The 6,531-nt window shown below is 32.9% G+C and carries 4 protein-coding genes; all 4 read right to left on the reverse strand.

Annotated elements, in window-relative coordinates; genetic code table 11:
• Window positions 1-471: 471 nt before the first annotated feature.
• Window positions 472-1,590, reverse strand: coding sequence for a DUF4268 domain-containing protein (locus HN894_17440; protein ID MBT7145109.1), 1,119 nt, complete (start codon window positions 1,588-1,590; stop codon window positions 472-474).
• Between the two features lie 199 nt (window positions 1,591-1,789).
• The gene (locus tag HN894_17445) at window positions 1,790-3,394 is read right to left on the reverse strand and encodes a hypothetical protein (protein ID MBT7145110.1); all 1,605 of its coding nucleotides are present in this window, start codon (window positions 3,392-3,394) and stop codon (window positions 1,790-1,792) included.
• Window positions 3,395-3,563: 169 nt separating this feature from the next.
• Window positions 3,564-4,562, reverse strand: a complete 999-nt coding sequence (locus tag HN894_17450; GenBank protein ID MBT7145111.1) for a CehA/McbA family metallohydrolase — start codon at window positions 4,560-4,562, stop codon at window positions 3,564-3,566.
• A gap of 474 nt (window positions 4,563-5,036) precedes the next feature.
• The gene (locus tag HN894_17455; protein ID MBT7145112.1) at window positions 5,037-6,239 is read right to left on the reverse strand and encodes an ATP-binding protein; all 1,203 of its coding nucleotides are present in this window, start codon (window positions 6,237-6,239) and stop codon (window positions 5,037-5,039) included.
• Between the last annotated feature and the right edge of the window lie 292 nt (window positions 6,240-6,531).

Below are 6,531 nucleotides of genomic sequence, written 5' to 3' on the forward strand. Positions count from 1 at the left end.
TGAGCATGAAAATTGTAGAAACGTTTATGAAAAAAAAGTTTATGAATTAATCAGGTTAGTTTTTAGCATTTTAGAATGAGTTTATTAATGTTTTCATTTATTTTATCTGTGGAGCTAACATTTGTATACGCGAAATTTCTTATATCTATCACAATTAACTAATTTCGTTTATAAAATCTGTTGAACTAAACCCAATCTAGCTAATTCAGTAATAATCACGTAAGTTCATCTTTTATTATTTTTTAATAGATGTAAAGATAGAGAAAATAAATAAGAAATAACAATATCAATTATACCCATACTTTCGGAAAACGCAGCTCAATCCCACCTTTCCCTACAAAATCTCCAAATTATTAAAATTACATATAAGCCAAATCCTTCACTATATTAGTTCAATCCCGATTTTTTATTGGGAAGCCCGGCTCAGTAGTTTTTCGCTGTTTTTATATTCTTAAGTGTTACCACACGTATTTATCTGTTTTTCAGTTTATTATTCAATTTTTTAATCGGTTCTCTAAATGCTTTTTCCATTCGAACTGAAGCGTCAATTAGATAATCAATCATTTTATTCCAATCTTCTTCTTCAAACAATGAAACTCCCGATAATTCAAGTTTTATTCGACTTGTTTTATTATTATCCATTCGTTCCCATTCTAATTCTCTTTCAGCAATTTCTTCTATTTTTTCTTTCCTTTCAAATAGATAGTCAAAGATTTCTTTATTAAGTTCTTTTGCACCTTTGTTTATATAAATTTCACATCTACAATAATTTCCACTGATACCCATGTTCATATTTCCACCACTCATACCAATCCCTTTACCTATCCAACTTTCTTTTGAAGGTGAATTATTAGAAAATAGATTTGTTTTTTGGTTACTTGCATTCAAAAATTGCTCCCAGAATTTTAATCTAACAATATGTCTATTTTGCATAGTCTCTTGTACTTCAATTTCTTCTTGTGCTTTTGAAGCAATACTAATTGCAAAATCTTCTGTTGCTTTTGTTGGTAAAATTTGTTCTACATTTAAGAATAATTGTTCGTCCAAAGCAAAGGGTGTTACTTTGAAACATTGGATTCTCATTTTGAAGTTCAATAGCCACAAAACTGATGATGTAACTTCTTTTCGGAAATTAGCAGCAATCATAATTAATCTCTGAGAGTTTAATCCTTGATTTAAAATTATCTCTTCGATGTCTTTATCTTCAAAAAATTCAGATATTTTCTCTTCTGCTTTTGCAGAACTGCCCAAATACTCTTGATAAATTTTAATTATTTCTTGTTTTGTCAAACTTGAACAATATGATGCATATTTTATTGTCTGCCACGTTACATCTCGACCAGAGTCGTCAAGTTTGTTTTCGATAATTACTAAATTTCCAATTTTGTCAATGGCTAATAAATCAAGCCTTTCGTTAGTTTCTCCAAATCCGTTAAATTCCTTCTGGATAATTAACAAATCTTCTCCAAGTGAGGATGGATTATTTGCAATCCATTCTTGTAGGTTCTCACGTTCTTTAAATTTGAGTTCGTGAAAGGTCTTTTCTTCAAGTTTTGATATTCTGTTTTCTACTTTGTTAATTATATACATCGGTTCATTCTTTTATATGTGTGGGTAGAGTAGAGCCTGATAGCCTATTCATATTTTTTTTTCTCACAAAGATAAGAAAATTAGTTTAGTCTATCAGTACCCCCTTCATCAAACCGTGCATGAAGTTTTCCCTCACACTGAGCCCGACTCAGTAGTTTTACGCTGTTTTTATATTCTTAGGTGTTATGTATTGTTTATTTCATTTCATTTCTTTCTTTATCCATTGAATAAATAAATCTGAATTCTTTAAGCTTTTTCCATTAGTTTCATTAAAAGGCTTTGTATTAGAAAATAAAGACTTAAAGTAATCTGAAAACATATACGCAGATATTTCATTCGGATGGTCTATACCTCGAGATGTTGGAAAGGCGTTTGTATAGAAGTCAATGCTATCAAGGTTTGTATAAACTAAATTGCTGTTTTCTGATTTTACTGTAGAAAACTTTCCGTTTATTTTTTTTACAACAAACACTTTATCCGCAAAGTCTTTCCCCATGACCGGAATCCCTTCAGTTTCTTTAAACAATGTTCTCACCCAATAAAATGAGTTTGCATCTTTAGGGTTGGCAATCAACCATTCGGCAATAGGAGCATCAGGATTTGAAACTTGATCTTTTCTAATAATGGAATCATTCAAAACATGTGCCTTGGTAAAATTCCAGTATTCTGTATATAAATTTTCAAACTTCGATTTGAATGTTCGCTGTAAGGAGTGCATTTGTTCATGTACCAATAAAGCACCCATTTTTTCTAGAAGGATTCTCTCTTCTTCAGCAGTCATATTGTCATTCCATGTTTCAGAAAGATGATCAATATGTCGTTGACTCAAAATTATATATGTTCCTCTAGTATGTGCAAATCCACCACAAAGCCAATTTTTAACTTTAATAAAACGCCATGGTTGATACGCCATCAACCCAATATCATTTTCAAGTAGAATAGCAGTAATCTTATCTACCACAAACGAAATGCATTTTTTTTCTCTTTCTGAAAAATCAGTAACTGCTAATGCAAACTTTTCTTTTGCATACTCATGTGCTTTATCAAGGTTCGTTGTTGTAACTTCCGAATTAGTAAACGCTTCTATTTCTCTAATTTGCAATTGCGAAAAATAAGGTTCATAAGATTCATCGAGAATAGCTTTAGCAGCACGTTCTGTATTTAGGAAATCAACTCTAGGATGTACCAGGGGGCTTTTTTGGACAATATCTATTTGATATTGATTCAGGCTGTATTTAGGATTAATTCTATCTTCAAAATCACCATCACCCTGAATATTAGGTACACTATCTGGTACATTTTCATCATCAATTGCATGCGTTAAAGATAAATTATGACCAACCTCATGGGCAATTACAAATGCTTCTAAATTTTCATTCGATTTTACGGAGTCATTGCCAAGAGCTATAAATGTAATATTACCTCCCATCATACCTCTGCCTAAAGGTCCTTTATGTCCATCAACGGCATTGACAAAAAACATGTTAACAATATCATTTTGCCCCTTTAGATATCCTTCCTTATTGGCTATTCTAACAATACTGTCTAAATTAATATAACCATCACGAGCTTTGGTATTATTGAAATTAATGGGTTCTAGGAAATGAAAATCTACCTCTGCCTTCGAGTACGCATAGTCCACAAGATTTTCTGGTAGAGCCATAGAGGCTGGATCAGTCCCTTCGTCTGACTGTACAATAATTGGTTGAACTATAAGTACAAAAGAGGTGAGTTTCTCAGTTTGCTGTGCAATACATTTAAATCCACCAATAACAAGTAAAAAGAGGAGTATATTAAGTTTCATATTTTATATAGATCAATTTTTGCTAATAATGCAACAGGGTAGTTTACGCCCCCTAAGAACCGTGCGTGCTAGTTTCCTGTCATTACTTATGCAAAGTGTTCGCTTTTGGGCTATTTTAATAGTTTCATTTATCTTACTCTACTGTTTTCTTACATTACTAAAAGATAGTTTATTTTGGGTTTCCCAGAAAAATAGGATTTGTCCATGCGGTATTACCATCTTTATCTGTAACTTCACACCTTACCCATTCGGGCTTCTTTCTGCTCAAATTCCACTCAGCACTTCGAAGATCGTCTCCATTTTCTGCCTTAAAAACTTTACCATTACCGGCACCGCTTGTTCTAAATACTATTTTTTTTACTGGTGAACATTCTACTTCTATTTTCAAGTTACTACCCATTTGGTAATCTTTTATTACAGGACCTTTGGAAGCATAAAAACAACCATTTTCAAGTGCCTCAAGAATACTTTCATCGTCTAATTTATTAGCTTTTATCATCGTCCACGCTTTGCCAACCTCGCTGCTTCTATGTACGTCATCGCTTGCCAAACCTGACAGAACATGTCCTTTATTCAACATCTGGTCCCAATGCACGCGCCCACTACCACTTTCAGCATCCTGACACACCTGATTGTGCACCTCAACACCTAAATACCCCGATACTTCAGTCATTTCAACATAAGTATGTCCGGTCCAGTACGGATGCGCATAAAACACTTTTGCACCTTTACTTTTTATATCATCTATCATCTCTTGTGCGGATAAACTATTATTGTATGTATAAGGATGTGGTAATCCGTATCCAAGAAAATGATGTGTAGGAGCTCCCGAATAGGTTTCAGGATGAAACTCAATGCTGCTCAATGCCAAAAACTTCATGTCTGAAAAGCCTGATAAATCATTTGTTGTTCTGTGATCGGTTATTGCCACTACATCAAATCCTTTATCTCTGTATTGTTTTAAACGTGTTGCCACATCCACATCCCCATCGCTACTGGTGGTATGAACATGCAGAGCAGCTTTATACCATTTCCCTTTTGTTTCAAAAGGGTTGGTCAATGTTTTTTTATTTGTAACATTTCCTTTTGCCTCATGTGCAAAAACATTTGATACTAATGAAGATACTGCTGATATTCCTGCCAATCTTAGAAAAATACGCCTTTTCATTTTAAACTAATTTTTTGTTATTGTCCTTTTTTTGCCTTGAAGCGAACGGTAAATTGTATGAGTAGTGGTAGATTACGTGGTAGTTTCCTGTCAAACCGCTACGCAGTCTGAGGGGGCTTCAGACCTTGATATTTAGCACATCACCTGCCATTACTTATACGAAAAGTTGAACTAAACCCAAGCCAGCTAATTCAGTAATAATCTCGTAAGTTCATCTTTATTAATTTATAAAAGATGTAAAGATGGAGAAAAAAAATGAGAAATAACAATATCAATTACACCCTTACTTTCGGAAAACACACCTCAATCTCACCTTTCTCTCCAAAATCTACAAACTATTAAAATTGCATATAAACCAAATCCTTCACTATATTAGTTCAATCCAGATTTTTTATTGGGGAGCCCGACTCAGTAGTTTTACGCTGTTTTTATATTCTTAAGTGTTGTGCACTGGCATTTATGTTCACATTAATTTCATTCTAGCAACCAATCAATAACATTTATTTTTTGAATACCGTTTATGCTTGTATTATCAAAATCTAGTGTTAGAAGAAACTTAGGATAATTGTCTTTTATTTTATCAAATGCCGAAATCTCACGATTAAATGTTTTTTCGTCATTTATAGTAAAAGCTACCTGATAATATTCTCGCTCATTGTTTGCTTTTTGCACCACAAAGTCAATTTCTCTATCGTTATGTTTACCCACATAAACTTTTCCACCTCGTCTTAAAAGTTCAAAATAAATTATATTTTCAAGCTTGCGCCCTAAATCAGCATCATACTTATTTGTAGCTGTAATATTTTTTAATCCTAAATCAACGACGTAATATTTTTCGTTAGTAGAAAGTAATTCTTTTCCTTTTATGTCATAGCGAGGTGAAGCATATAAAATATATGATTGAGTAAGAAAATCTAAATACTTTATAATGGTATTATGTGAAATCTTCTTTGATGAGTTGTGATTTAATTGGGCAGCAATGTTTGTCGGAGAAACATAAGACCCTACAGAATCAAATAAAAAGCTTACAATGCGATGCAAGTTGTGAACATTTCGCAAATTATGTCGCTGAGAAATATCTTTTATTATTACTGTGTCATATATTGACTGAAGATAATCATTTACCAAGTTTTCATCATTTTGAGAAAGTGTTACTGCTTCAGGAAAACAACTCTCATTGATAAATTTTCTAAACAAGCGATCTGTATTCTTTTCATCCTTGTATGCAGACACATATTCTCTAAATGAATATGGCAGCAAATTTATTGCGATGTATCTTCCTGTCAAAAAAGTTGCTAATTCACTTGACAGCAAGTAGGCATTAGACCCTGTAACATATAAGTCAACATTCTTTTTGGTGTATAAGCTATTTACTAATTTCTCAAAATCATTAATCATTTGTACTTCATCTAAGAAGATATAGTACTTTTCTTTTGGGTTTACTTTTTCTATAATTTCATCATAAAGTGTTGTCCAATTTGCAAGGTGCAAATTTTCTCGTTCTTCAAAGTTGAGAAAGATAATGTTTTCAGGAGCAATTCCACCCGATAACAACTCATTTTTAAAAGCTTCTAAAAGAGTAGATTTTCCACACCGCCTTATCCCAGTAATAACTTTTATTAAGTTCTGGTCTTTGAGTTGCCTTAGCCGTTTTAGATATGTTTTTCTTTCTATCATCCTAATATTTTGAGGCAAAGATAATACATTAATGACGAAAAATAAAATTCGCTTGCATTTTCGTCATTAGTGTCGCTTTTTTTGTTTGTGCAGTAGAGTAGAGCCTGATAGCCTATTCATATTTTTTTTCTCACAAAGATAAGAAAAATAGTTTAGACTATCAGTACCCCCTTCATCAAACCGTACGTGAAGTTTTCCCTCATACGGCTTACCGATAGAGTTCTTCATTGAGCTTTCGCAAGGGTTTTCAAACGTGCATACTTTTCCAAGTCTAACAGCCCTTTGCCTTTAA

This window comes from Bacteroidota bacterium, assembly GCA_018692315.1.
GTDB lineage: Bacteria > Bacteroidota > Bacteroidia > Bacteroidales > JABHKC01 > JABHKC01.